Origin of the sequence: Wolbachia endosymbiont of Drosophila innubila, from assembly GCF_021378375.1 — a bacterium.
Classification (GTDB): Bacteria; Pseudomonadota; Alphaproteobacteria; order Rickettsiales; family Anaplasmataceae; genus Wolbachia; species Wolbachia pipientis.
Map to the genome: position 1 here is coordinate 901,066 of NZ_CP076228.1, position 25,248 is coordinate 926,313.

The 25,248-nt window shown below is 34.4% G+C and carries 18 protein-coding genes, 1 tRNA gene and 8 pseudogenes; 13 read left to right on the plus strand and 14 right to left on the minus strand.

Annotated elements, in window-relative coordinates; genetic code table 11:
• Positions 1–257: 257 nt before the first annotated feature.
• The 5 genes from J4T77_RS04875 to rseP are packed head-to-tail and all read right to left on the minus strand — an operon-like array spanning position 258 to position 7,637.
• Complete coding sequence (locus J4T77_RS04875) at positions 258–3,140, minus strand: FAD-dependent oxidoreductase (protein ID WP_010963032.1); 2,883 nt, start codon at positions 3,138–3,140, stop codon at positions 258–260.
• Between the two features lie 45 nt (positions 3,141–3,185).
• Complete coding sequence (fabZ, locus tag J4T77_RS04880; protein ID WP_010082082.1) at positions 3,186–3,617, minus strand: 3-hydroxyacyl-ACP dehydratase FabZ; 432 nt, start codon at positions 3,615–3,617, stop codon at positions 3,186–3,188.
• A 4-nt stretch (positions 3,618–3,621) separates the two neighbouring features.
• Positions 3,622–4,173 carry an OmpH family outer membrane protein gene (locus J4T77_RS04885; protein WP_190321439.1) on the minus strand — a complete coding sequence of 184 codons (552 nt, stop codon included), beginning with the start codon at positions 4,171–4,173 and terminating at the stop codon, positions 3,622–3,624.
• On the minus strand, positions 4,174–6,510 hold the full coding sequence (gene bamA, locus J4T77_RS04890) for an outer membrane protein assembly factor BamA (protein WP_190321440.1): 2,337 nt from the start codon (positions 6,508–6,510) through the stop codon (positions 4,174–4,176).
• Between the two features lie 8 nt (positions 6,511–6,518).
• Positions 6,519–7,637 carry an RIP metalloprotease RseP gene (gene rseP, locus J4T77_RS04895; protein WP_190321441.1) on the minus strand — a complete coding sequence of 373 codons (1,119 nt, stop codon included), beginning with the start codon at positions 7,635–7,637 and terminating at the stop codon, positions 6,519–6,521.
• A gap of 99 nt (positions 7,638–7,736) precedes the next feature.
• On the opposite strand from rseP, the gene J4T77_RS04900 reads away from it, so the two are divergent.
• Positions 7,737–8,015, plus strand: a complete 279-nt coding sequence (locus tag J4T77_RS04900) for an FAD assembly factor SdhE (protein WP_006279484.1) — start codon at positions 7,737–7,739, stop codon at positions 8,013–8,015.
• Here J4T77_RS04900 and J4T77_RS04905 read toward each other — a convergent pair.
• From J4T77_RS04905 to J4T77_RS04915, 3 genes are all read right to left on the minus strand, one after another.
• A complete protein-coding gene (locus J4T77_RS04905) occupies positions 7,990–8,316 on the minus strand; it encodes a cell division protein ZapA (RefSeq protein ID WP_190321442.1) in 327 nt (108 codons plus the stop codon). The two genes, J4T77_RS04900 and J4T77_RS04905, sit on opposite strands and share 26 nt — an antisense overlap.
• A 72-nt stretch (positions 8,317–8,388) precedes the next feature.
• Positions 8,389–8,667, minus strand: a complete 279-nt coding sequence (locus tag J4T77_RS04910; RefSeq protein WP_190321443.1) for an HU family DNA-binding protein — start codon at positions 8,665–8,667, stop codon at positions 8,389–8,391.
• 28 nt (positions 8,668–8,695) lie between these two features.
• Complete coding sequence (locus J4T77_RS04915) at positions 8,696–10,348, minus strand: 30S ribosomal protein S1 (protein ID WP_190321444.1); 1,653 nt, start codon at positions 10,346–10,348, stop codon at positions 8,696–8,698.
• Between the two features lie 139 nt (positions 10,349–10,487).
• Between J4T77_RS04915 and trmB the strand changes: the two genes are divergently transcribed.
• Positions 10,488–11,153 carry a tRNA (guanosine(46)-N7)-methyltransferase TrmB gene (trmB, locus tag J4T77_RS04920; protein WP_012673367.1) on the plus strand — a complete coding sequence of 222 codons (666 nt, stop codon included), beginning with the start codon at positions 10,488–10,490 and terminating at the stop codon, positions 11,151–11,153.
• 476 nt (positions 11,154–11,629) lie between these two features.
• Here the strand turns inward: trmB and J4T77_RS04925 are convergent, their stop codons facing one another.
• Positions 11,630–12,277 (minus strand): heme exporter protein CcmB, encoded by a 648-nt coding sequence (locus tag J4T77_RS04925; RefSeq protein ID WP_010963039.1) that lies wholly within the window; start codon positions 12,275–12,277, stop codon positions 11,630–11,632.
• A 106-nt stretch (positions 12,278–12,383) separates the two neighbouring features.
• Between J4T77_RS04925 and J4T77_RS04930 the strand changes: the two genes are divergently transcribed.
• From J4T77_RS04930 to J4T77_RS04940, 3 genes and pseudogenes are all read left to right on the plus strand, one after another.
• On the plus strand, positions 12,384–12,776 hold the full coding sequence (locus J4T77_RS04930; protein WP_010963040.1) for a TraR/DksA family transcriptional regulator: 393 nt from the start codon (positions 12,384–12,386) through the stop codon (positions 12,774–12,776).
• Between the two features lie 296 nt (positions 12,777–13,072).
• Positions 13,073–14,033, plus strand: a pseudogene (locus tag J4T77_RS04935) (transposase); the annotation flags it as partial.
• Between the two features lie 138 nt (positions 14,034–14,171).
• Positions 14,172–14,356, plus strand: a pseudogene (locus J4T77_RS04940) (IS4-like element ISWosp8 family transposase); the annotation flags it as partial.
• A 9-nt stretch (positions 14,357–14,365) separates the two neighbouring features.
• On the opposite strand, the gene J4T77_RS04945 reads toward J4T77_RS04940, so the two are convergent.
• A complete protein-coding gene (locus J4T77_RS04945; RefSeq protein WP_010081834.1) occupies positions 14,366–14,575 on the minus strand; it encodes a hypothetical protein in 210 nt (69 codons plus the stop codon).
• 130 nt (positions 14,576–14,705) lie between these two features.
• Here J4T77_RS04945 and der point away from each other — a divergent pair, with 130 nt between their 5' ends.
• From der to J4T77_RS04960, 3 genes are read left to right on the plus strand one after another with little or no spacing between them, the layout of a single operon-like run.
• A complete protein-coding gene (der, locus tag J4T77_RS04950; RefSeq protein WP_190321445.1) occupies positions 14,706–16,031 on the plus strand; it encodes a ribosome biogenesis GTPase Der in 1,326 nt (441 codons plus the stop codon).
• Positions 16,028–16,549 carry a disulfide bond formation protein B gene (locus J4T77_RS04955; RefSeq protein ID WP_010963042.1) on the plus strand — a complete coding sequence of 174 codons (522 nt, stop codon included), beginning with the start codon at positions 16,028–16,030 and terminating at the stop codon, positions 16,547–16,549. Before der ends, J4T77_RS04955 begins: the two co-directional genes overlap by 4 nt.
• Positions 16,524–17,066 (plus strand): demethoxyubiquinone hydroxylase family protein, encoded by a 543-nt coding sequence (locus J4T77_RS04960; protein ID WP_006279362.1) that lies wholly within the window; start codon positions 16,524–16,526, stop codon positions 17,064–17,066. Before J4T77_RS04955 ends, J4T77_RS04960 begins: the two co-directional genes overlap by 26 nt.
• 498 nt (positions 17,067–17,564) lie before the next feature.
• Here J4T77_RS04960 and J4T77_RS07590 read toward each other — a convergent pair.
• A pseudogene (locus tag J4T77_RS07590) lies at positions 17,565–18,415 on the minus strand (IS5 family transposase).
• On the opposite strand from J4T77_RS07590, the gene J4T77_RS04975 reads away from it, so the two are divergent.
• Together J4T77_RS04975 and J4T77_RS04980 are read left to right on the plus strand one after the other, a co-directional pair.
• Positions 18,311–18,700, plus strand: coding sequence for a hypothetical protein (locus J4T77_RS04975; RefSeq protein ID WP_179943772.1), 390 nt, complete (start codon positions 18,311–18,313; stop codon positions 18,698–18,700). The pseudogene J4T77_RS07590 and the gene J4T77_RS04975 sit on opposite strands and share 105 nt — an antisense overlap.
• Positions 18,701–18,725: 25 nt before the next feature.
• Positions 18,726–19,708, plus strand: a pseudogene (locus tag J4T77_RS04980) (IS4 family transposase); the annotation flags it as partial.
• A 190-nt stretch (positions 19,709–19,898) separates the two neighbouring features.
• Here J4T77_RS04980 and J4T77_RS04985 read toward each other — a convergent pair.
• A pseudogene (locus tag J4T77_RS04985) lies at positions 19,899–20,832 on the minus strand (IS110 family RNA-guided transposase).
• Positions 20,833–21,051: 219 nt separating this feature from the next.
• Here J4T77_RS04985 and J4T77_RS04990 point away from each other — a divergent pair.
• Both J4T77_RS04990 and J4T77_RS04995 read left to right on the plus strand, forming a co-directional pair.
• Positions 21,052–21,456 (plus strand): annotated as a pseudogene (locus J4T77_RS04990) (IS4 family transposase); the annotation flags it as partial.
• A gap of 72 nt (positions 21,457–21,528) precedes the next feature.
• Positions 21,529–22,359: pseudogene (locus J4T77_RS04995) on the plus strand (IS5 family transposase).
• A 22-nt stretch (positions 22,360–22,381) separates the two neighbouring features.
• On the opposite strand, the pseudogene J4T77_RS05000 reads toward J4T77_RS04995, so the two are convergent.
• A pseudogene (locus tag J4T77_RS05000) lies at positions 22,382–23,309 on the minus strand (phage terminase large subunit); the annotation flags it as partial.
• 856 nt (positions 23,310–24,165) lie between these two features.
• Between J4T77_RS05000 and J4T77_RS05010 the strand changes: the two are divergent.
• Positions 24,166–24,239 (plus strand) — tRNA-Arg (locus J4T77_RS05010).
• Between the two features lie 8 nt (positions 24,240–24,247).
• On the opposite strand, the gene J4T77_RS05015 is transcribed toward J4T77_RS05010, so the two are convergent.
• On the minus strand, positions 24,248–25,198 hold the full coding sequence (locus tag J4T77_RS05015; protein WP_190321452.1) for a complex I NDUFA9 subunit family protein: 951 nt from the start codon (positions 25,196–25,198) through the stop codon (positions 24,248–24,250).
• Between the last annotated feature and the right edge of the window lie 50 nt (positions 25,199–25,248).

Here is a 25,248-nt window from a genome sequence, read left to right on the forward strand (position 1 = left end):
AATCAATTTGCATATTAACCACTAATTAAACTAATTATCATATAATTATATCAGAGTTTAGAGGGTTATAGAGAAACCGGTCAGATTAGGTTTTTAATCTAATCTGACCGACAGCTTTAATAGTGAGGTAAGCTTTAATATAGCACTCCTAATTCATAACGCTACACTCGTGCATAATTTATTTTTAATTTGTGCACGAGCGTTAGTAAATTATTTACTTTTTGAAATAAAATTTGGCATCACTTTAATATTGAGACTTAGTAAACCTCAGTAGGTCTGCCAGTTGGGCCCATAAGAATTATTTGCTCGCCTTCTCTTAAGTGTCTGCATAAATTAGTGGAGCCGCCGATTTCCAGCACAATAGTGGAAATAATTCCTTTTTTTTTGTCTACTTCAGTGCCGGTTACGGCTATACCTTCCATAGCAAGGTTTGTATTATTGGCTTTTCTGCCATTGGTTTCAAAATTTTGCAATCTAAAGAATTGCCCAGGCTTAAAATTCTTTGCCGCAAGTGGTGCTTTGATCACTATTTCCACAACTTTGTCTGTTAAATATTGAACTTTTATAACCTTTGCAGTGAATTGCTCTTTGATTCTATTAAATAATTCTTTATTAGCCAAGTCTTCAACACTTGACCACGCATTTTTTTTCTGGCCCACAACATCACACACTGGAATGACAGAAACGAAGCTATTAACTCCACTCAAAAGCTGAGAAATAATAGGGTAGCCGTTTTTAGCACTTGCCATAGCTTTCACGACGCTGCCACTATACGAAGGGTGAAGATCACCAAAAAAGCTGATTGTTTTATTGCCTTGCTTATACACTAATATTCTATCTTTATTTTGCATTTTAGGAGAAAATATTGGGTCTATTTCTTTTCCTGATGAATTCAAATGAGTAAAATACCCATTACTTAATTTAAAATGCTTTTTATCTTCTGTTGCAATAACTGTATTTGGCTCAGTACCTGCTGCTATAAAAATAGAACGTGCTTTTATACGTTTGATTTCGCCGGATTTTGTGTCTATCAGTTTTATTAATTCAGCATGGTTATATTTATCCGTCACAACTTCAACTGGCTCTAAGTTTTCAATAAAGTAAATTCCTTCTGACAGTGCATTTTGCACCTCTTCGCTATTTAATCGATAACTTGGTGAATCTTTTAGCTCTTTTCTATATATAACTTTCACTCCCCCGAGGCTCTGCATTAACTCTAATATTTTTATTTCTCTATTCTCTTTTTTTGCTAACTTTTGCTTTTCTCGGATCAATTGTGCGTGCGATATAAACTCATTCGCAATTTCGCGCTCTTCTTCTGTCCAATCTTTTTCAACACAGTCCTTTCCATACTTATCAACTAATATCTCATAACGAAGAAGAAATTTTTCTACTTGAATTGGATAATACGCTAAAGCTTCAGTGGCAGTGTCAATCGCAGTAAGCCCCGCCCCTATGACAACTATCGGCATACGAACTTGCAGATTTGCTATAGAATCAAATTTAAGAGCGCCAGTCAGTTGTAACGACATCAGAAAATCAGATGCCATGCGTACTCCACGAGCTAGTATGTTTTTTATTTTGATCATTCGTGGCTTACCAGAGCCAAGTGCTAGGGCGATGTGATCAAAACCCAAGTTGAACGCGTCATCAGCATTAATCGTGCCACCAAAACGAATGCCTCCATAAAGTACGAAATTCTCACGTCTTTCCAGCAGTAATCTAATAATCTTTAAGTAATTCTTATCCCACCGAGAAGTAATGCCATATTCTGCCACCCCACCAAACCCTCCTGCCGTGCGTTCACTCAATTTTTCGTGTTTGAAATCTTTAATTAGCTGGAAATTATCGATCAAAGGTTCAATCTTTAGTCCATCAATGGTGATAACGTTATGCCCATCATTCAACAAATGATGAGCTAAATTAAAACCAGCAGGACCAAGGCCTACAACTAGAACGTTTTTTCCGGTGTTTTCTCTTGGCAATGAACGCTGAAAATTTAAAGGATTCCAACGGCTGAGCAGAGAATATATTTCAAATCCGTACGGTAAACTGAGCACATCATCCAGAATCCTTGTTTCAATTGCTGGCACATTTACGGGTTCTTGTTTTTGATATATGCACGAATTCATGCAGTCATTGCATATTCTGTGTCCAGTAGCCGCGCATAATGGGTTATCTATCATCACAATTGCAAGACTTGCTATGCTGTACCCTTCGCTTTTCACCAGATTCATTTCTGATATTTTCTGCTCTAGTGGGCAGCCGTGCAGTTCAACTCTAAGTGGAGACTTTTTGAAAGTATTGTCATCATTAATTAGCCCCTTTGAGCAGCTATCCTTACTTTGCTTATGACAAAATATGCAGTAGTGAGCATTATCCAATGCTTTATCTAAACTAGCCTTTTCACTTGTTAGGTCAAAACCGTATCGTCTTTTTACTTCATTTGAATACAGCACTTCAACTTTGTCTACTTCTTTTTTAGAAAATGGTATGAGGTTTTCGTGGTCAATTTTTTTATGTATGCTAAATAATATACTCTGTTTATTTTTTACTCTCCACACTGCATATTGTGCCGCAAGTTCTATTTCCTCTTTGTGATTTTCTTTATCTTCAAACCAATGCATCACCTGCTCAGCAAAATTTTTTTCTGTTGTTGGCAAAGTGAGAAAATGACTTAGTTTGTTAGTAATATCTATATTCGCCACATTAGTGTATTTCTTCAATGCATAGCGTTGGACAAATAATCTTTTGCACTTATATATTACAGCAAAGTCGTTGTGCTTTTTCTTTAGCTCCTCTATTTCTTTTTCAACATTAAAAAGTTTTGCAATAAATTCATCAAGTAAATATGAGAGGTCTATAATGAGCTGGCTATCTGTCATCCAAGTAGCTGACCGTTCTTCTTGTTTTCTAGATCCCAGTGTCAAGCACTGGGATGACGGGGGGTGACACTGGGATGATGGGAGGTGACACTGGGATGACATCGAAGAAGAAGCTGCTTTTTCTCTTGCTTCAATTAATGAACAAAACAAGCTCTCATCACATGATTTAATATAATTCAAAAATGTCTCATCTAATTTTGTTAATCCATTGCGAGTATATAGATTCGAAAATGAGATTTTGAAATTCAGCTTCATTGCTATACTATAAAGTGTACATGCTGTTTCTTACAGATGAAGATTTTATTTATTTTGCAATACTGCTGAGATTGTTGCTTCTGCAACTTTTTCTTCGCTAACAGATGCAATACACCTAAATTTGTATACACCTAAACACACACTTTGAATGTTAGCTTGAAGAATCAATGTGTCCCCTGGAGTAACTAGCTTTCTGAATTTTGCATTTTCAATGGATCTCAAGTAAACAACTTTATTTTCTATTGTTTCTTTACCTAGAACACATATAGCAGATGCCTGAGCTAGAGATTCAATTATCAAGACTCCTGGCATTATCGGATGACCAGGGAAGTGGCCAATAAAAAATGGCTCATTGAAAGTCACATTTTTGATTGCTTTTATACTTTTACCAGGATCACACTCTATAACTCTATCTACTAAGAGAAACGGATAAGAATGTGGTAGTGTTTTTATAATATCACTGATATTAAATTGCATAAGTCTATTCAATGCCTTTTAAAGCAAATTCAGGTATTTCCTTGTTTATATTGTTTAATACCACATCTGATAAATCAACTTCATCCATGGAGTATAAAACTTGGTTCTTTTTTGAAATAAATAGTACCAAATCTATGTTGTTTTTTTCTGCCGTTTTTTTAGTGACTTCTTTTATCTTGTTAAAAACACTCTCTACTGCTTCTCTATAGCTTTCTTCTAAATGTAACATTTTTTTAGCATAATTATCTCTAACATTTACAGTGTGCTTATTAAATTGTCCTGTCTTTTCCTTTTTTGCTTCTTCTGACAAAAGGTCAAATTCTTCTTTTGATGGCTTAAGTTTTTCTAACTCATTTTCAAATTCTTGTTGTAATCTAGAATTCTGCTCCTTTATTTGTTGTTGTATATTTTGCAGAGCAAGAGATTCATTGATGACTTTTTCACTATCGATAATTGCAGCCTTTGTGTTCTGAGGTTGATATCCTACAAACTTATACCCCACAAATAAGGAAATAATTAAGGCAATAACTGATATAAATAACTGTATATATTTCATTCAAATCCCCGCTTCAATAGAAAATTTAACATTTGGTGATGGTATTATATCATAAGATTCCTTTACTAAAGGAAACCCGAAATCCAATCTAAGTCTACCAAAAGGAGAAAGCATTGAAAAGCCAAAACCTGGTGACACTCTCACAAGCTTGCTATCATAGTATTTCCCTTCATACTTCTTATTTTTATCATCTAAGCCAAAAAGTGTTGCATAGTCAACAAATAGTGAGCCTTTGATACCAGCATAGTCATATAGTTTTGGTAGAGGAAAATCCACTTGCTGTGTTAGATTAAAATAAGTTTTGCCTCCTAATGAGCTTTTATTTTTGTCTTCTGCTCTTGGTCCAATACCGGAAAGGTCAAACCCTCTAATCTCATTACCCCCTTTAAAAAAGTGCTGGCCAATGTTTAGATTTTCATCAGTATAAGAAAAAATATGACCTGCCGCCATCTTAAAGCGTAGCGTTATATCATCGTCAATTTTGCTTAATATAGGGTGCGTATAAAAAGATAAGAATTCAGATTTCAGGAAATTCACGTTTCCTCCCAATCCTGAAATATCCTGACTTAAGCGCAGTAAATACCCTTCTTTTGGAGTATAGAGGTTATCCAGTTTATTATATGCCAACGTGTATCCCACTGATGAAATCTGATGTTTACCTTTTCGGTCCAGTATTATTTCAGAGATATCGGTGTCTTGTCCACCCTTATTATCCATGTGTATATGATTATACTTATAAGAATAGCGAAGGGAATTAGTTAAGTTCTCTGTGACTTTATATGATAACTTTGTAAAAAATCCCATATCGCAACTATCAAAAGTAGTGTTTGGTTTATCTTGTTTTTCATAAAATACACCCATGCCTAGTGACGTATCAGAATCGTTAAAATTATTTTCAACAAACTCTAAATCAGTAGAAAATACGTATTGACTTTTTTCAAGAGCAAAAGAGAGCTCTTTTCCAGTACCAAATAAATTACGGTCTTTGAGGTCAATTTTAATCAATGCTCCACCAGGAAGAGACACACCTCCTCCCAAATACAACGAAGTAGTGTTTTTTTCTTTAACACTTAAGTCAAGATTTACTGCATTATCATTAACTGCATAACTATTTACTTTCACTGTTTCAAAAAAATCACTACTCATTAGTTTTTTACGTGACTTTTGAATCTCAGATATATTGTACGCATCACCTTCTGCTACACTTAGCTTACTTCTGATCACTTTATCTAAAGTGCGATCGTTACCATCAATTGTAATTTGATTTATATAAATCTTTTTACCCGGCAGCACTCTGTAGGTTACATCTACAACATTGTCACGTTGTGCATACTCTGGATTAACTTTTGCAAATATATATCCTTTCTCATTTAAATATTTGTTTATTTTTTCTACTGTATTATTAATTTTAACTCTATTAAATATCTTACCGTTTTCCTCTGTTATAAAATCCAATATTTCTTCTTTTAGGCTCAAATCCTGAATTTCAGTTTCAATATTAACCTCATTATTTCCAAATAAATACTGCTGTCCTTCGTCAATCAAAAAAGTTAACTCTGTTTGATTGTTATTATCAATCTCAACAATTGGTTGAATATTATTTTGAATATATCCTTTAGATGAATAAAAATGATCGAGCAATTCTGTGTTAATCAATAGATATTGCGGTGAATAATGATTTCCGCCTTTAAAAATAGCTCTAAATAACTTACTAAATATGTCATTACTATGTCTTTTGATAACTTGCTCTAGCTCATTTTCAGAAAAGTTTTTGTTGCCTATAAATCTTATATCCTTAATTTTAGAGGTTTTGCCTTCTTTTATTTTAAAAATTAGATTGACTCTATTGCCATCAAGCTTATTCAGGTCATATTCAATTTTAACACCAATCTTACCGTTATTTCTATAAGTAGTGACTAAATTCACTAAATCGTTTTGCAATTTTGTTTCAGTTAAAATAGTTAGCGACTTTGATTGAATCACATTACTTAGCAGCTCTTTGCTGTTAAATAACTTATTGCCTTTTAACACTACCTTGTTAATCAGTGGATTTTCTTGAATTTTTATTACTAAATTTTTTTTATCATCTATGTAAGCATTAACACTAGCAAATAACTTTGTTTTATATAGATCTTTTATAATTGAGTCTATATCATCGTCGTTTATATAATCACCAGATTTTAGTTTTATATAGAACCCTATTGTCTGGTTGCTTACCCTCTCATTACCAATACATTTGACATCTTTCACCTGCACTTTTTCCGCAGTTCCTAAAGCAACAAGCAGGGCAGGAAAAGAAATAAAAACCACTACCAGTATATAAAATAGCTTTTTCATATTTTATTTCAAAAAAGATCCCTAATATCATTTGACATTCCAGTTGCCATAAGCAAAAACAACACTAAAGCACCAAAAATAGCTGCATATTTTTGACATTTCAAGCTTAAATCCCTACGTATAACCGCTTCTATGATATAATGAAATAAATGCCCACCATCTAGCAGTGGTATTGGCAGCAAGTTAATTGCAGCTAAATTAGCTGAAATGATTGCCATAAAATATAGAACCATAATAAATCCCTTTTTAGCTGATTGTCCTGAATATTTTGCGATTTTTATTGGTCCACCTATTTCACTTGCACTCCTCTTACCAACAATAATTTGAAAGATAGCTTTAATCGTTAAGCACATAGTGTGGTAAGTTTCACTTACTGATAAGCTCACAGCCCCAAGAAAAGACGACTGCTTTAATGTATTGACTGAAATAATCCCTATAGTTTCTCTTTCTATTGTGTTGCCAAAAACGTCTTTGCCCTTGATTATTAATGGAGTTAAACTGGTCCTGTGCTTCTCATTATTTCTGCTATACTCAATCTCCATTCTTGTTTTAGGATTCGACATTATCACACGTGAAATATCTTCAAAGTATTTTATTTTATGCTCATTGATTTGTGTAATAGTGTCACCTGGCAACAAACCAGCTTGCTTAGCTGCACTACCTTCGATTACATTTTCAATCACCGGTGGAGTGCGATAATAACCTGCTATGCTAAAAAATATTGTAAAAGCTATAACAGCAAATACCATGTTTGCAAAAGGCCCTGCAAAAACTACTGCTGCTTTTTTATGACGCGGTTTTGTATGAAATGAATACAATTTTTCTTCTTTCGTTAATTCTTGTTGATCAGCTGGGACACTCGCTGCATTAGTATCTCCTAGCATTTTAACATAACCACCCAATGGAACAACGCTTAATTTCCATCTAGTTCCAGACTTATCGTTAAAACCAAAAATTTCAGGACCAAAACCTATGGAAAAAGATTCAACTTTAACTTTGCATGCTTTGGCAACAACATAATGCCCATATTCATGCACGAATACTATGACAGAAATTATTAAAGAAAATGATAAAAAATAATATATTCCATCGCTAAATTGATGGATAAGATTAGAAATTAATTCCACCTGTATATTTAGATCTTAACAAAATGTTAAGTATATTAAAATGCGCCTCGCTTGACAAGTATTTAGTTTAACTTTTAAATTAAAAAAAGTTTAATTGTAATGACAGATACCTCACTACTCAGAAGAAAATTAATATATAGAAGCTGGCATAGGGGTTGCAAAGAAACCGATATACTTTTAGGGCATTTCGCATTGAAATATCTTGATAAATTTTCCTTAAGCGAACTAATCGAATACGAAAAAATAGTTGATCTTGATGATTACGAATTATATTGTTACATAACTCGTAAGACAAACCTCCCTCCTGGCTTGAATAGTCAGATAGTCAATTTAATTGCTTGCTTTATTGAAGCTAATCCTTTATGCACTCAAGATTAGTGATAATCTTATTTACCTTATCTAGTACCTCAGTATATTCTATTCTTTTCTCGTTTCTATACTTTTCGCGCTCTTGATTTACTTCATCTAATCGCTTTGTTAATTCTAAAATTTTATCCTCAAGAATTAGTGCTGCAAGTAAGAAATTTAATGCATCCGAACCCTTACCTCCAGTTTTTTGAGATACAGAACTAACTAACTTGTCAAAACTATTAGCAAGGCGTAATAAATGATTCTCCTTCCCACTTTCGCAAGATATTTTATATGTGTTATTACGTATAACTATTTCTACTACTTGCATATGGTGCTAAAAATTTCTATCGTACAGTATAAACTCAAACCCCTACTTTCATCTTATTTATGGTATAAATTTTTATTCATTTATCAAATCAGATAATTTTTTACTGCTACGAAAATATGTTTTAAAGTATTGATTCTTTGTAAACTTCTGTAACATTAAATGGCTTGTTTCTTTCAAGTTATAACTTCTAACTGAAAAAGAACCAAACCCCCTAATTTCAACTCTATTATGATGTTTCAATGTGCTTGAAAGTATCCCAAAAAATCTATCAACTATAGCTGCTATAACAATCTTATCTAAAAAAAGATGTCTTTTTGCTACCCTCGCTATTATATCAGACTTTGTTGCCATTTATATGAACCAAAATAAGTAAACCTTATCACTTAGCAGATAATGCTATGTTATATTCTTCAACACCCAATACTTCAACTTCTATTTTTTCTGATATAGAGAATTTTTTATTCTCTGGTAAATGCTCTTGATCTATTAGAAGGGTTACATCGTTCTCAACTTCAACGACTAGTCCATTATCTTCTCTCTTATCTACAATAACCTGTATTTTATCACCTACCTTAACTTTCTTTATCAGTTCTTCAAGAGGATCATACTCTATTTGTTTTATTCCAAGATAAATTCTTGCCCGATTCACGTTAGCCCTTATTACTTTTGCTTCTATTTTATCACCTACATTATACTTCTTTATCTCATCTGAACCATTTTTAGACCAACTAAAATCTTTCACATATATTGTCCCTTCTACGTTCTCATCTATTTCAGAAGCACCGAAAGCAACAGATACATATGAGCCGGTATTATTCTTCACTTCACCAGAAACAATAGAACCAGGAGGATATTTATTGATAAATACTTGCCAAGGGTTGTCTACACACCTTTTCATGCTTAAACTCATCCTACTCTTAGCAATGTCAATACTGAGAATTTTTACATATACTTCTTGTCCCCTTGTTACGAGACTACTAACTGGTAAATTACTCTTAACCCAAGTTATTTCTGACGAGTGCACTAAACCTTCAATTCCAGATCTAAGCTCAACAAATAATCCATAATCTTCTATGCTTGTTACATAACCCTTATGCACACTATCAACTAGATATTTTGACTCTGCATCTTGCCAAGGGCTATCTTCTAGCTGCTTCACACCCAAGGAAATTTTAGCATTTTCCTTATCTATTTTTATAATTTTAACTTTTATAGTCTGACCACAAGTAAAAACTGCAGACGGATGACTTACCCTACTCCAAGAGATATCTGTAATATGTAACAATCCATCTATAACTCCCACTACATCTGATTCATGAATACCGACAAATACACCGTAATGAGTGATACTTTTTATTTTCCCTTCTATTATATCGCCTTCATTTAAAGATTCTAAAAATTTAATTTTTTCACCAGCGTGCAATTTTTCTAACACCAGCTTTCTTGATACTACAATATTGCCCTGCTTCTTATCCATTTTAAGCACGATGAACTTTTGTTCAGTTTCAATAAGGTGCCTCGCATCTTTTACTTGCTTCAAATCCACATGACTCAGCGGTAAAAAAGCGCTTATTCCGTCACCAAGATCAACAATAAAGCCACATTTAATTGAGCGTTTAATAACTCCGCTTACTTCAGCCCTTGTAACTGTATCTTCTTCCAACTTATTCCATTTTTCGTCCCTAATTGCTTTTTCACGACTAAGAACAACATTACCATGATAATCTTCAATTCTTTCCACATAAACTCTGATTTTCGAGCCAATAATGACCTCATCATTACAACCGAGTTCCTTGATCAGAATTCTCCCGTCAGATTTTAAACCAATATCAACCACAACGTCGTTAGGGTTTATTCTTGTAATTACACCTTCTACCACATCTCCTTCTTTAATTTTGTTAACAAAAGAATCTTCAAACAAGGTATTATCTTGATCCTCAAATTGGCCTTGACATATCTCTTCTATAAATTTGTTTGATGATAGCTTTCTGATAGTAACCGGTAGATTTACGACTGGATTATTATTATTCATACCTTTAACTTAAACTTTATTAGAACTCATATATTATATAATATTAACAATTATTGACAAGTAATTTTTCATTAACTCATTTCGAGAATTGTTTAAGCTATATAAAATATAGTGAGAAAATTATATATGTATCAAGAATATGCTATTTAAGAATAGCAAGTGGATTAGATCGTTCTCCAGAAGGTCCAGGCTAAAACCTGATGTTGATGAAATATTGGAAAAATATTCTATTCAAAACAGCAAGGAATCTATAGAGAAAATTGTAAATTCACAAAAAAGAATATGGGTAGAAATAGGCTTTGGCAACGGTGAAAATATGCTTTACCAGGTGCTCAATGAACCTGATCTATTATTTATAGGATGTGAGCCCTACTTAAAGGGGGTTTCTCGCTTGCTAACAAACATAGAAATACAGAACATAAAAAATATTTTAATGTGGACAGAAGATGCAAGAGAATTGATTGCAAATTTTCCTGATAACAGTGTTGAAAGATTCTTTATTCTCTTTCCAGATCCATGGCCAAAAAGAAGTCACAATAAAAGACGATTAATTAATACGGAATTTTTAAATTTATTAGCAAAAAAAATACTTATAACAGGGGAAATATTCATTGCAACCGATCATCAGGACTATGCAGAGTGGATAGCATCACATATAAAGCAGTGTAACTCTTTAATCTATAGGGAAGACGATTTCACAAGTTATACTCTTACAAAATACCACAGAAGAGCGCTCAAAGATCAGCGTAAAGTGAGGTTCTTTAAAGTAAGTGTTATTAATAATTTGCAGACTATGGATCAATAGAGTTTTTGCATATCTCTTTTACGTTAACTATAGATTAAAAATAATAAAAAAAGAGGGAGAAATAGAGTAAATTCCTTTAACTACTTCTCCTTATGAAGGAATAGACTTCTTGCATAACCCAAACTAAGTAGAAAAAAGGTATCATCCAAGTAGCCCCTTTCTCGTCATGCCGCTGCGAATCGTCATACCGCCGCGGCGCTAACACGTAGCGGGATGATGAGGCTTATCGTCATGCCACCGCGAACCGTCATACCGTCACGGTATCTCTTAGCCGCTAACAAGTAGCGGGATGACGGTTGTCAGGTTAGCTGTTATCCCAGTTTTTGACACTGGGATGACAACGAAGGGCTACTTGGATGACAGGGAAGGATGCTGGAATGAAGGTTTTTCAAATTGTCGATAAACCTAAATCTATAATAACTATTTGCCTTTTTTCTAGGTTATGCAAGAAGTCTACTGAATAACAGTAAGATTTTTCAATCCTGTTCCACAGCAAATTTTAGTGCCATGTGAGTAGTTATGGTGCTGTTAACAATCAAAATAACAAAAACTAAGATGGTGATTAGTAGTGTATAAATATTCAAGGATAAATTTTCAAATTGAGTTAGCATTTTAAAATACACAAAGGTTGGCATTATCATTGGCAAAACAAGAATTTGCGATACTCCTGATGCTAAGTTGTTTTGACCAATCATCAATGCATTTCCAGTAGCTGAAATATTAGTGATTATCAGCGTATTAAATAATAAAGACACTCCAACTGCTATTGAGTGTTCAATACTATTGCCTAGAATTGCAAAGCTGAATATGGAAGAAATTACTGAAATCGGTAATCCAAATAATAACCAGTGAGCGAAAATTTTATAAGCAACTATAAGCCTAGAAGAGAGTGGCTGTACAAAGATTTGCTCTAATATTCCATCATGATAATCAGATGTAAACAAATTATTTGTAGAAATCTGCAAAACAAATGTAGCACATATCCATGTTAATGTTAACATAACTTCTTGTTTATTGTTGTTTTTAAGTGTAAATGAAGATAAACTTAACATTATGATAAAAATACATACTATATAGGTAAAGTTCTTATCATCTATTACTAATTTTTTTACTGAGTCGATCATACTAGGCTTTTAAATGTTTATTATAAATTATAGTGTTTACTTTGAGGTAGTATAATTTTTTGTTCATAAATTATATAGGTTTTATTATTTTTTTGATAATGCAATTATGGAAAAGTTACCAAAAATAAAGTCACCAGAAGATTACACTCCTTCAGAAGATGAAGAATATATGAGCGTAAAACAACTGGAATACTTCAGCTTAAAGTTACAATCAATACTCGCTGAGTTAGAGAAACAAGAACTAGAAGATAATAGTATTGATACATACTATTCTGATGAAGATAGTGGAAACGAGGAATTAATCAAGCGTCGAAAAGATAGAAAAGAAAAAATTAAGGAGGCGTTAGAAAAAATAAAATTAGGCACTTATGGTTACTGCGATGGAACAGGAGAAGAAATAGGAGTCGAAAGACTTAAAGCTAATCCGCTTGCTATATATTGTATTGAAGAGCAAGAGAGAGTAGAAAAAGAAAAGAACGTGTACAACATTAACGATTAATTTACACATAAGTGGTGAGCCCATTGGACTTCAAGAGGAGCAAGAGGCGCTGAAGTATGTTATGCTATAAAGAAAGTGGAAAATTGGACATTCTCAACTTGACTCCTGCAGATTAAAAATTAAGTTGTATCCGTTCAGGCAATGGCGTCAACTTAAGGAAAAATATCAGCGATAGTGTATAAAATTTCTCTCCAAATTTTTTATCATTAAATTATCCAAAGAGTGCAAGGGACAGCACTTTTGTTTCTATTTTATTGCAACAAAAAAGTTTAAAATGTGTCTTTTTTAGGTGAGGCATGCAAAAAGGAAAAGATCTTATCTTACAAATTAAAAATGCAATATACTCGAAAACTTTTCAGAAAATCCATTGTGTTGAGTTTTACACGAACAAGAAAACTTCCTTTTTCGACAGTATTTTCTATGATTTTAAAGTTAGTTAAAAAAAGTTTGGGAATAGAATGTGAACTTATGGAGCCATTGACATGTACCCTCAAAGCAAGCTTTTTCTAAAGCAAGGTATAAGATTTGCCATACAGGCTTTTTCAAGAATTTAAGCATCCAAACAGCCTATCAGGATGAACCTGAGTTGGAGAGGCTATAGACTTATTGCAGCAGATGGTTCTGGTATGAGATTACCCAGCTCTGGGGAAATTGTATCCGAGTTTGAACCAAATGGAACAACAGGCACCATTGGCAATTTGTTTGTTGATTTGTGTACTTCATTGATTTGCAGTGCTCGTCTTGCAGCTTGGAATATAGGTGAACAAACGTTGGCGGCAGAGCAATTACCCGAAGTTATCACTCAAATGCGTTTATTAAATCAAGAGAAATTATTATTTATCTATGATCGTCTTCAGTAAAATTCATTCAGCAGCATTATAATTTGGAAGTAGATTTTATTTTTCGCTTGCAAAAAAGAAATTATAGTAAGCTATGGGAACGCTGGCGAATTAGATTTTGATTTTATATTAGAAAATGAAAAGCTAAAAAATAAAATGAAAGGACAGAAAGTAAGAGTTATAGTGCTGACATTAGCCAACTGAGAAACAGAGTTTTTGACCGAGACTTTGGAGCAAAGCTTATGTGTTAAGGTGGCACATAGAGGAGTGCTATAAACGACTCAAAGTAGGAGCAGAGTTAGAGAATTTTTCTGGAGAGGCTGTATTACAAGAATTTTGGGCAAACTTGGTCATGTGCAATATATTATCGCTTCATATGTGTGATGCACAAGGGCCTTGGAACCCAGATCAAATTACTGATACCAATTCCCACTGCACAATAAACGGATAGATAACAATGGAAAAAAAAGCCATACTATTGCCTTTCTTTCTCACTCCACAATTAAATAACTCTACAATATCGCTTATTTGATTCACTAATAATGAGAATTGGTATGAGTATCGTTTAAATTTTTCAGTTTTATTTGGTGTAATGAGGCAGAAACTCTATCAGGTACTTATTGCGCCAAAAAACTTTCAAGCCCTTTTTAAGTATACGCGCTAAAGTTAAAATCCGACCGGGACAGCCGCAATAAAGTAGATAAGCCTAAACGCCATCATGTCTTTAGGAGAGTTTGCTAATGAAAGTTCTTAAGTTGACGCCATTGGCTGTTCCGATTCGTTATATGACATAAGAGCATCATATATTTCATGCAATGTATTTGAGATGTTTTTTTCCATATGTTGATTAATATGCCCATATATTGTCGTCTCTTCCGAATACTCTGTATCTTTATGTATATGATTTTGTTGCTTTAATTCTTCTCTATCTACACTCTCTATTTGCTCTGACACTAGCATAACTACCCCATATTTTACATAACGAAATAAAAAATTCTAACTGTAGTATGCTTATATAATCTACGAAGTCGATAGTTAAATTGAAAAGTTTCGGTTATAATTTACTTCATATAGAACATGCCCTTGAATTATGCTAAAAATCGCCATAGTAGGCCTACCAAATGCTGGAAAATCGACCCTATTCAACAGATTAGTAGAAAGAAAAGCAGCAGTAGTGAGTAACATTCCAGGAGTGACAAGGGATAGGCAAGAGGGAATGGGGAGAATTAGCGATTTGGAGTTTAAAGTTATAGATACAGGAGGATGGAACGACCAAACTAATTTTTCACTACAAGTTATTGAACAAATCGAATTTTCTTTATCCAATTCAAACATAATTTTCTTTCTTGTTGATGCAAAAGTGCAAAATGAGCGAAATGAAGAGTTTGCAAAGTGGCTGAAGAGAAAAATAAATAAACCTGTAATACTAGTAGCAAATAAATGCGAGAGTCATAAATCCGAAAATGTTGATTATTTGCAGTTTTTTGATTTTCTTGGCCCGGTGTATATCTCTGCCGAGCATAATCTTGGCATGGTTGATCTTTATGATGCATTAGCTGGTGTTATTGAAAATTTTAACGAGAACACTGAGTTACCTAACAATGAACTGAGTAGGCTGAGGATCGCGATCATCGGCCGTCCGAATGTTGGAAAATCAACTTTTTTAAATGGTTTACTTGCAGAAAACAGACTAATAACAAGTTCAGAGCCAGGTACCACACGTGATTCTGTGGATATTACATATGATCATGATGGAGAGTTAATTACTCTAATTGACACTGCCGGAATCCGCAGAAAGGCGAATGTTGTAGATGGCTTAGAATCAAGATTTGTTGAGAAAAGCATGGAATCAATCAAGCGCTCTCATGTGGTAGTTTTAATGCTAGACTCCCTAGTTGGTATTGAGCAGCAGGATTTATCAATTGGTGAAGCTGCAATTAAGGGAGGGAAAGGGATTATTGTTGTTTTAAATAAGTGGGATTTAATAGGTAAGGATGACAGAAGCAGGTTAATAAAATTTGTCAAACAACAGGAAGTAACCAGGTTATTCTTGGAAGTGCCAACTATAACAATTTCTGCGTTAAAAGGCATGCGCTGCGGTGATGTGATAGATAAGTGTCTTGAAGTGAGTGAATCCTTGAACAAGAAGATCAGCACTGCAAAACTGAATAAGTGGCTCATAGATGCTGTAGGAAAACATTCTCACCCTCTTGTAAAAGGCAAAGCAGTTAAAATGAAGTATATCGCTCAAATTGGTACTAAACCTCCAGCTTTTTCTTTGATATGTAACATACCTGAAAGTGTTGATGAAAGTTACAAACGCTATTTAATTAACGATCTCAGAAAAAATTTCTTTGCAGACGGTGTGCCAGTTAGATTGCTTTTGAAAAAAAATAAAAATCCCTATGTAAAATGAATACTTTGCTTTATACTTTCAGGGATAATTTACTTAAAGTTATGTGTAATAATTCCAGAATTCCTGCAATCTTTCTGCTGTCGAGTGCCGCTGCTCTAATTTTTGCATATGTGCTAGAATATTTTTTCAACATGCTGCCATGCAAGTTATGTACATACGAGCGAATAGTTTACTATATCGCTGGATTACTTGCAGTAGCGTGCATGCTTAAAGACAACAAAATTCTAATCTATGCAATGTTTTGCAGCTACCTCATAGGTGCAGTAATATCTTTTTATCATATAGGTCTTGAACTTCACTTATTTCATGATGTTTTAGGTTGTACAGAGCAAGCAAGTAGTAACGTTAGTATAGAAGAGCTCAGAAATAATCTACTAAATCCTAATTACTCTCCATCTTGTGACAGACCTCATTACGTTCTAGGTGTTTCCTTAGCAACATGGAATCTAATTTATCTCATAGTAGCTCTGTTCGTATCAGGTAAGGTGTATTGTGGAGAAAGAAAGAAATCTAAATAATTTAAGGTACAGCAACAATCAGTTCTTGCAACAGGCAATTAGAGTAGATCACGCTGGAGAATATGGAGCTATTTGCATTTATTCTGGTCAAAAATTTATTCTTAAGAAATCTTCTATAATCAATGAAATAATTGAAATGGAAGAGCAGGAAAAAAAGCATTTTCACTATTTTAATGAGAAAATCAAAGAGCAAAAAGTTCGTCCTACTGTTTTGTTGCCTGTTTGGCGTGTTTTAGGAGTGTCGCTTGGCGTTGCAACTGCCATTATGGGCAAAAAAGCTGCTATGGCTTGCACTGCTGCAGTTGAAGAAGTTATCGGGGAGCACTACAAAGAGCAAGTTTCACATTTAGAAGATGGGGAATTAAGAGAAACTATAAGTAAATTTCGCGACGAGGAGTTAGAGCACAAAGATATTGCAATTCAGCACAATGCTGAAAGCGCATTTGGCTACAACATTTTATCATCATTCATAAAAACAGGCTGCAAAACTGCTATTTACTTGTCTAAGTTAATTTAACTAAGCAGCTTTCTTAAAGTGTTTTAAATGTTCTGATAACAACAGAAACCAGGAAGGAATTCAAGTGTAACAATTATTTTATAACTATATTTACATATCACCATTATTAATAAATAATTAGTATTTGTAAATTAAATACATCTAAAGTATAGACTGCAAAGGAGGCAAAAGTGCGTTTTAATTTAGAAGAGGGAAATGCTCTTATGTAATACCTGCCACAGGTTCACAACTGTACGAACATTCATTTTTGAAGGTAAATTGCACAGCAAATGGTGTCATTCCAGTCTGGAATCCAGAAATTTTGCTTATAACTGAGCTGATAAGCTAAAGGTAATTGTCTTACACTAAAACAAACGTTTTTAATTAAGTTGCATAGAACCAGTGTCTGGGCACTGGGATGACACCCCACTGGTGGTCCAAACTACAACGTTCGTACAGTTGTGGATTCCAGACGGCTTTGTTGCATCACGCTTTATGAGATGGTGATTTATGGTAAATTCATGTAACTATCTCAAATTTAGCCATACCAATATCAGTGAACTTATTGAGCAAATAGCATTTAACAAGTAGTTCCTTCTCTCTATTTGTCTCAGATTTATTCCTAAAACTAAACCCGAATGTTTGTTTCAGTCGCGAGAAAAAACTTTCTATATAAGATCTTTTTCCATAACTCATCTCTTTTTTCCACTTCTTTATACCATCTTCATCATATGACTTTATGAGCTTGACTGCAGAATTTCTCTCAGCCATATAGTCTAACTTTGGATGCTCTGCTGCGTTGTTTTTCGGAGGAATTTTCGTTTTTATACCATATTGATTACACAGCTTATAGAGCTTTTCTCTGTCATATGCCCTATCTGCATATAGTGCTTTTATGGCATGCTGAAAATCAACTTCTTTTAGCAAATCACAAGCTCCATAGTGATCAGCCGTTACTGTATTTTACAGCTATGGCTTTTTTGTTGTTTATATTCAACATTACGTGCAATTTTCTCGTTTGCTCATAGCCACGATATTTTCTGTCAGTGCTATTTTCCTTGCTGTGTGTTGTTGTATATACTAATTCCTGTACTGTCTATAGCAATTTCGATATCTTCCATATTATTTTCTGCAATCATTTATCTTAATATTAAGTTTCTTTTGATGCTTGTGAATAGCTGCAAATCTCTTCCTATTTGTTGCAAATACCCTTTTATAAACCCGACTGTTTGTCTTAAACCAATTCTAAAGAAACTGACGATTATATGCACCAAAATCACAACTTTATCACTATAAATATAGTTGCCGCCCTGCATTTTTGGACAATTCTCGTACCAATTTTCTATGGCGTCATTGATATAACAAAAAATGCTTCCTCTTTCTTGGAGAAATTTGTTATATTCATGGCAGTTACTGACTCTCATTTTTTGTGGCATATTTTTTCTTCAACAGTTAAATGGCTATTTATAATGAATTTTGTCAGTAACTGCCAGTTCTTTTCACTTGAGCGATGCAACAAAGCCCACTGGGATCCAGTTTCACCTTGTGATGGTGTCATGAAAGTAGCTGACACTGGTTTCCATCCAAGACGGTGTCATTCCTTACTATTACCCACAAATATAAATGGACTAAAAAGTAAAATATTACAATATTAAAGTTTGCAAATATTGAGGGTGTAAAATGGCAAGTAAAAGTAGTGAATGGGCTAAAAATGAATTTGGAGATAAAAGGTTAACTGAGCGATTAGTAAAGATTGCTGATATGTTTGACAAAATTACCTGAAAGTTAGATTAATCAAGCATGTGAAAGTTGGTCAGAAGCAAAAACAGCATAACGTTTTTTTTTCAAAATGAGAATGTAAAAGAAAGTGATATTTTAGCTACACATATTAATAAGACGGTTGAGAGAACAAAAGCTCACAAGAGGGTTCTTGTCATTCAAGATACCAGTTACATTGTATATAATAACCATAAAAAAACAAGCGGATTAGCAAATTTGTCCAGTTATGATACTGCAAAAGGTATTATAATGCATACAGCTCTTGCCGTTAGTATAGAAGGTTTGGTACTAGGGATACTAGATCAAAAAGTTTATTCAAGACCTGAAGAAACTGAGAACCTTAAAAAAAAGAGCGATCGCATTGAAGATAAAGAAAGCGTAAAGTGGTTGGAAACTTTAAGAAAAACAAATAATATTATTGATCCAACTCAAACTGAGACTATAACTGTATGCGATAGAGAAGCAGATATATATGACTTTTTTGAGCTTGCACATAATCTTAATTCGGCAGTGCTAGTTAGAGCATGCAGAGATAGAGCAGTAAATAGAAAATCTCGATATCCTGAAAAAGGTGAGCAGAAGTTATGGGCATTTATTAAATCCTCTCATTGTGCAGGTACGGTAGAAGTTGAAGTTCCTGTAAAAGATAATAAGCCAAAAAGAACAGCACGTTTGGAAGTTAGATTTGGAAAGTTTATGATGAATCCATCTAAGAATAATATTAGGCATAAGACGGAAGAACTACCTAAATTACCACTTTATGCAGTTTATGTTGTTGAGAAAACTCCCCTCCCTTAAAAAAACCGCTAGAATGGATGCTATTAACGAATCTTTCAGTTAATACTTTCGATGAAGCTGTTGAAAAAATTAGTTGGTATCAACTATGTTTTTAAAAATTTTTTATTTGTGTAATTTTGCAAATTATATGGGCAATAAAACCCGTTTGTCATAGAAATAGAATTTTATATCAAACAGCTACCACAGCAATTTCTGCTTAAGCTAATGAATATGTGCTTTAAGTCTGTGTGGACGCACATATTCATTAGCCAATTTCAGTTACCGTTGTGAAGATTTTTAAGTATGCAAATTAATTGCTTCTTTAAGTCTTGTATTAGCAATTACTATAATTTTACGCATTAGGGCTGTTATAGCCACCATCTTCTTCTTACCACTTTCAACAAGCTTAGAATAAAAGGCGCCAAGTATAGATTTTGACCTTGTAGCAGCCATAGCGGCTGTAAAGAGCTTTGAACGAACGTTACTTCTACCACCTGTAATCCTTCGGTAACCAACAGCTTTACCACTTTCTTTTGGATGCGGTGCAACTCCGGCAAGACTTGCTACTTCTTTTCTATTTAAGTAACCAAGCTCTGGCATTAAACACAAAAAAATCTTGTGATAACTTTTCCAGGAACTGTTTTAAGAATTTTTTTGGCGTTGTTGTAATTCGCGGCTTTCATCAATAATCTTTTGTATAGTATCATTGAGTTCGTTTATTTGACTATCGAAAAACTCAATGGTCTTTTGACAGCTTTCTTTTATATGATCATTTTCCGGTGCTTCAAGTCTGCATTTTTCTTGAGTTCTCATTTGCGTAATATCATCACGACGTTGACAAAGTGCAGCCAAAGTTGATTGTTCTGTAGAGGTAGGTACAAATAGAGAGATAGTTCTATGGCGTTCAAATCCATATTGAGCAAGAGCTCTTGCATCTAGACTTTGCTAAAGTTCCGTGAGATAAAATAAAGCTTTTTACTTTACGAGTATTAGCTCGATGCACGGCAATATTTTTGTCGGTAAGAAAATGTGATAAGCCAAGCTCATATTTCCCTGTATTTTCTAAAGTCACTAAAGCATTAGGTAGAATATCTGAAAACTCTTGAAATAATTGTTGCCAACCAGAAGCATTATTATCAAATTCGACAGCATTCTTCTGTTTGTGAATTGCAACGATATTTTTAAATTTTCCGATGTCAATGCCAATAAAATTTTGATAAGATGTAACCATAATAAACCTCGATAGTTTTAGTTAATTTAAGATTGTAAACGGGTGCATATATATGTCCCAAGCAACTATTCAAACGTATCGAGAGATAGGGCTAGCGTACCTTGATACCAACGGTTGTAATACCAATTTCCTTTCGGTCGCGCCCGCCCGCTATTCCTAGTGAGCAGGGTTATCTTTCTCTCTTATCTCTTTTATATCACGTTTTTAACTTACAATTCCCTTAGATGGAAAATAGAGATATTACATAAAATTTTAAATCCGGTCTCAAAGTTGAAGAATGTAGGCTTGGAATAGCAGAAAGACTAATGAGATATCTAACAGTTATGAGTATTATTGCTTGGAGGATCTTCTTTATTACATCAATTGCAAGAGCTAACCCAACATTACCATGTACTACCTTATTAGCTGAAGAAGAATGGAAAGTTTTATACGTTAAAATACACAGAAAACCATGTCCAAGTGTAGTTCCCAACATAAAAGAAGCTGTTTCATGAACTTGGAGGCCATTTAGCAAGAAAAAATGACCCAAAACCAGGACCAATTACTCTTTGGAAAGGATATAAACGTCTCTTTGATTTAGCAGAAGGATGGCGACTTGCTCACGAACTTTATATTTGTGGGTAATAGTAAGATTTGAGAGGTTGTCCGGAAACAAGTAAAAGGCTATAATATCTGAAATTTTAGTACGGGGTAAAGATGAGAAAAAAGTATCCAACAGATCTAAGCGAAAGGGAATGGGCAAGAATAGAAAAACACTTCAGAGTATCATACAAGAAAGGAGGAAGGCTGCCAAAGTATAGCAAAAAAGAAATATTAGAAGCAATTTTCTATGTATTGCGTACAGGGTGTCAATGGCGGTATTTACCAAATGATTTTCCGCTATGGAAGACTGTGTATGAGCAGTTCAGGCAATGGAAGAAGCAGGGAATTTTTGAGAAAATGAATTATGAAATTACAAAATATAGTAGAAGAAAAATAGGAAAGAATGAGCAGCCGAGTGCCTGTATAGTAGATAGTCAATCTGTAAAGACTACAGAAAAGGGGGATCAAAGCTATGATGGAAGTAAAAAGTAAAGGGTAGAAAAAGGCATATAATTACAGACACTCAGGGTTTTATACTAGGTTGTTACGTAGGCGCTGCTAACGAAAATGATAGAGATGGTATTAAAATAGCATTAAACAATATGAGAACAAAATATACTAAAGTTAAAAAAAATGTGGGCTGACATGGGATACCAAGGAAGAAATTTAAAGAATCACATAAAGGAAGAATATGACATAGATATTGAAATTGTTAAAAGGCCTCCATGTAGATTTTGGGTGCACAAAGATACGCCACCTGAGCTACTACCAACAAGAGAACAAGGGTTTAAAGTACAGCCAAGAAGATGGGTTGTAGAAAGGACTTTTGCTTGGGTTAATAGGAATAGAAGGCTATCGAAGGAGTATGATTTACTCACAACATCCACTGAGAATTTCATATACCTAGCTATGAGTAGGGTTATGTTAAAGAGGGAATATGCTTGAATTTACTAGTTTCCGAACAACCTCTCAACCACTCTGGTTTAATTATACCACTTGAAAGCGGCAGAGGGTTTTGTTGATATTGAGCAGCAAAAGCGTAACTCCCAAGTTCAGCTTTTATTATCTCAACTTCTTCTTTTCCTCCATCGAGGGGATATAACAACTGACCTTCTTCTCTTGAATATAATATCCTTACAGGTGACGCTGGTTTATTATATAATCGCCTGGTCGCACAGTGCTGAGCTACTCGGATGACAGGAACGGGAGGCATTGGCTTTTTGATTGAATAAATAACCTGCTTATTTTCAGAAATCATTGGCAAACAAATATGATGCCATATGTTTTTTGGCTTGGAGAGAAGGTGTCCAGTTAAGTCCTCCTGGTGTAGCCTGTGCATTACAAGAACGATGACTCCTTTTTTTCTATCGTTCAGCCTGGTTACTAAAGTCTGATCAAACCAGTTTGTGGCACGCTTTCTAAGCGTTTCACTCAAAGCTTGAGCAGAACTGAGCGGATCGTCCACAATGATAAAATCACCACCTTCACCAGTTAGTGTTCCACCAACTGATGTTGCGATTCTGTATCCTCTCTGCACTGTTTGAAATTTATATTTGGTATTCTGGTCTTTGGATAGTTCTATCTCTGGAAATAGCGCTCTATACCAACTAGACTGCATCACGCACCTGGTGTCGAGCGAGTGCTTTTCGCTGAGCCGCTGAGAATAACTTGCAACTATTATTCTCGCAGTTGCCCAGTATCCATGCGGGCCACGCAACGCTTATGCACATGGACTTCATCGAGCGCGGAGGCATATTGAATATTATTCGTTTCACTTCACCAGCGCTCGCTGCTTCCAGCCTGTCTGCTATGACTTTTATATACTGATAATCGTTATACTCACACCCCGGCACTACCGTTTGAAAGCACAGTTCAATGAATTTTAGAAAGTTCATGATATAATGTTGAAACCAACGCGTGACGCTGGGATGACAAAAAAAGGAGCACTGGAATGACACCTTACTTAACCGTCATACCGCGATTCATTCGCGGTATCTCAAAGCATAGATCCCGCTAACACGTAGCGGGATACTTAACCATCATCTACACCGTCATACCGCGATTCATTCGCGGTATCTCAGCCGCTAACAAGAGATCCCGCTAACAAGCAGCGGGATGACGATTGTCGTTTAGCCATAAATATTAAGAAATTTACCAAATGAAAAAAAGGCAAAAGAAGCCCCGTGGTTATTATCCGCTTTAAAATATTGGCGTTTTTTATGTTTTAAACGCTTGACAAGCGAGATTCAGCCACTTTTAATTGCAACTAACCTACGCTGCAAATGTTTAAGAAATTTACTAAGCAGAAAAAAAGACAAAGAATCCCCGAGTTAGCTAGTCTTTTACTATCTCTGTCGAGTATTGGCATTTTTTGATGTCTTGTAACGCTTTATAAGCGCGTTCAGCTTATTTAGATAAAAATCTAGATGTAGATGAAGTTTTGTAAAGACATACAGTATCTATATACTGCAAAAAATTGAACATGAGACGCCGATACATTAAGTAATCCTTACCTTTTAATCTGCAGATTGGCGAAAGCAAATACAATAGCTTCAGTTTCATGATAAGGGGGCTAGCGAAGGGTGTCAAGTAAGTTTCTATATAGTATTTTCTAAAATAAATAGACTTCTCGCATCCAATTTTGGCAGCGCGCGACACACAACTGCAATGACAAGGTGTCGCAAGATAAACATCATATTCACACGAAGTACTTGACTTCACTTGTACTAAGAAGCATTTTATATATGTTGTGTGCCCGTAGCTCAGCTGGATAGAGCAACAGCCTTCTAAGCTGTGGGTCGTAGGTTCGAATCCCACCGGGCACACTCTTTTATCAATACTTTCTATAAATCTTCAAGTACTCTGGCACCACATTTTCAATTGCTAATGGTCGAACCTTCATTGTTTCAAGGTCAACTGACTTTTCGATTGAACTATTCATCATAACTTTCACCTGATCTTGAGTAAGCATAGGGTTCGTATCTCCGGTTATTGGTTTTAGCAGCATAGAAATAATTTTATTTTCTAAAAAGAAAGCTATTAACTTTGCCATTGGAAAAGATACATTGATCAACAAACACTTTCTGTTAGTAACATTCAGAATAAACTTCAATAAGCTTTTGAAAGAGTAAACCTTTGGTCCACCCATGTTATAAATTTTCTTGTCTTGCTTATTAAAACTGATAATACGATATACCACTTCAGCTAAGTCTGTTACACATATTGGCTGAAATTTAGTTGTTCCATTGCCAATTAGTGGTAAGAAAGGAAGAATAGTTGCTAATCTTGCAAATTTATTAAAGAAGTTGTCTTCTTTACCAAATACAAGGCTTGGCCTAATTATTATTGCTTTTTGAAATGCTGAAGTTACAGCTTTTTCACCTTCCAATTTACTTTTGGCATATTTTGACAACTTGCTATTTTCTATTCCCATAGCAGAAAAATGTATCATCATAGGTACATTTTTCATTTTTGCAGCTTTTGCTATCCTTTCAGCTATTTTAACGTGAACAGCGTAAAAATCGTGCTTTTTTGCTTCATATAATATTCCCACTAAGTTTATAGCTACATCACATTCTTCCATACCATCCAGAATTGATTTTTCATCAAAAAAATCGCCTTTAAATATTGATATTTGTCCTAAATTGCCACACAATTTTAAACAAGCAGCTTTTTCCTGATTACGAGTGAATATCTTTATTAAATATCCTTCTGCTGCCAAGCGTCTTACGATGTGTTTCCCTATAAACCCCGTTCCACCAAAAATAATTACACGTTTTGTCACAATTAAAGTTCCTAATAATTTGTTACTGTAAATTAATACAATGATTTCGC